This is a genomic window from Klebsiella sp. 141240 (assembly GCF_050600805.1).
In the GTDB taxonomy this organism is placed as follows: Bacteria; Pseudomonadota; Gammaproteobacteria; order Enterobacterales; family Enterobacteriaceae; genus Klebsiella; species Klebsiella aerogenes.
Map to the genome: position 1 here is coordinate 1 of NZ_JAQIRK010000046.1, position 1,971 is coordinate 1,971.

The 1,971-nt window shown below is 49.3% G+C and carries 3 protein-coding genes and 1 pseudogene; 1 reads left to right on the forward strand and 3 read right to left on the reverse strand.

Features of this window, described 5'->3' with window-relative positions; genetic code table 11:
* Nucleotides 1-93 precede the first annotated feature (93 nt).
* From PGQ95_RS26205 to dfrA14, 3 genes and pseudogenes are all read right to left on the reverse strand, one after another.
* Nucleotides 94-387: pseudogene (locus PGQ95_RS26205) on the reverse strand (MFS transporter); the annotation flags it as partial.
* 320 nt (nucleotides 388-707) lie between these two features.
* The gene (locus PGQ95_RS26210) at nucleotides 708-1,160 is read right to left on the reverse strand and encodes an NAD(+)--rifampin ADP-ribosyltransferase Arr-2 (protein WP_000237816.1); all 453 of its coding nucleotides are present in this window, start codon (nucleotides 1,158-1,160) and stop codon (nucleotides 708-710) included.
* Nucleotides 1,161-1,270: 110 nt separating this feature from the next.
* A complete protein-coding gene (dfrA14, locus tag PGQ95_RS26215; protein WP_004201280.1) occupies nucleotides 1,271-1,744 on the reverse strand; it encodes a trimethoprim-resistant dihydrofolate reductase DfrA14 in 474 nt (157 codons plus the stop codon).
* A gap of 155 nt (nucleotides 1,745-1,899) precedes the next feature.
* Between dfrA14 and PGQ95_RS26220 the strand changes: the two genes are divergently transcribed.
* Nucleotides 1,900-1,971 (forward strand): hypothetical protein (locus PGQ95_RS26220; protein WP_228703216.1); only part of this gene is annotated, 72 nt, incomplete at its 3' end.

The window sequence follows — 1,971 nt, forward strand, 5'->3', positions numbered from 1 at the left end:
GCTGAAAATGCCGGCCTTTGAATGGGTTCATGTGCAGCTCCATCAGCAAAAGGGGATGATAAGTTTATCACCACCGACTATTTGCAACAGTGCCAGAGCGAGGCCCATTGACGCCACAACGTAGGCGAGGCCACCTCCCAGTAGAACGGGGCGGCGCCCCAGTCGGTCCGATAGCGGTCCAAACAAGAGCTGACCGGCACCAATCATGACCAAGTACGTTGTCAGCGTAAGCTGAATTGTGCTCGCTGTCGTACCAAGCGCGTTTGGCATAAACGGCACTGCTGGCAAGTACATGTCCATGCCGAGTGATGCCAATAAATCGAACGGTGATAACAACAACACCGTGGCGGCAAGGGAGTACCGCCAACTAAAGTTTTTTGAGCGCACGAAACCATCTCCTTGAACAAAGGATTTGGCGGCGCTCCCGTAGAGCAAAAGGATTCATGAGAACGCCGCAACAACCGAAAAATGAAGGTTGCTGCGGCTTACTTGTCTGCGTTCTTGGAAGTGCTCATCTGCTGACTATCTCATGATTGAATTTGAATCGTAACAACTTTCAAGCAACTCTGCGAGGAGCCTTATTGTGCGCCCAACGCCGCCATAAACGGCGACAGGGTGGCGCGCCTATTGCGCATAAAATGGCGAAGCCATGCGCAACAGGCGCGGAATCTCTGGCGTCCGGTTTGATGGCTTTGTTATGCAAAGGACTAGTCTTCAATGACGTGTAAACCACGGCGCTTTAAGTCCTCTAACGAATCCAACATTCCCCTTATTAATTCAACAGGATGCCCCTCCCAGTCTTCAACAACGCCAACAATTCTCAAGGGTTCGCAGGTTCTATAGGACTGTGTTGGATTACCGGGAAATTTTTTGTTCGTAAGATTCGGATCGTCTTCGAACGGTCCTGTTGGCTCAACTATGTATATGTAGCCGCGACCCTCGAGGCCAGACAGTGACATAGCAAGTTCAGCTCCCCAAACTGCTGGCTCCATCAAGGCTGAAAAGTAGATGTGCTTAAGAATACGACCGTCCTCGAAATGAGAGATGAACCCTGTGGTTAGCAAGTCACCAATCGCCAAATTGGCTTTGGTTCCATGATAGAACGGTCCTTGCACCTGCTTGTAATTATCATGAGAGATGGGAATCCAATCTTTTACCATTTTAAGACCCTTAATTGTTGGGATTTGGCTGCATAACGTCGCTATCAATCGCGGAAAAGGCGTAGTGCGCGAAGCGAACGAAGCTTTTTGCCGTCGATTGCATAGCTTTGTTAACCCTTTTTCCAAATTTGATAGCAATAGTTAATGTTTGAAGTAAAGTGTTGCTCAAAAACAACTTCGAAGGTATTTGGAATACTCGGGAAGAAAACATCCCCCTCTGGCTCGATGTCGATCGTCGATAAGTGGAGCGTAGAGGCCATGGGTAATGTTTCTCGGTAAATTTCTCCGCCACCAGACACTATAACGTGACCGGTGAATTCAGCTAGCCTGTCCATGGCCTCTTCGATTGACTGAAATACAACTACATTGTCATCATTTGATGTCCAACCTGAGCGGGTAACGACCGCGTATTTCCTATTGGGGAGTGCGCCCATAGATTCAAACGTCTTGCGACCCACCAGAAGCCACTGATTGTAGGTCAATGCTTTAAAAAGTAGCTGCTCCCCTTTCGCGGACCAGGGTATGTCTGGACCGCAACCAATCACGCCGTTTTTCGCTTTCGCAGCCATCAATGATACTTTCAAGGTTCTCATCCTGGGTTAACTTTGTTTTAGGGCGACTGCCCTGCTGCGTAACATCGTTGCTGCTCCATAACATCAAACATCGACCCACGGCGTAACGCGCTTGCTGCTTGGATGCCCGAGGCATAGACTGTACAAAAAAACAGTCATAACAAGCCATGAAAACCGCCACTGCGCCGTTACCACCGCTGCGTTCGGTCAAGGTTCTGGACCAGTTGCGTGAGCGCATA

Bases quoted from the DNA above. Each gene is read 5' to 3' on its own strand.
- PGQ95_RS26210 (WP_000237816.1), bottom strand. From the start codon at position 1,160: ATGGTAAAAGATTGGATTCCCATCTCTCATGATAATTACAAGCAGGTG.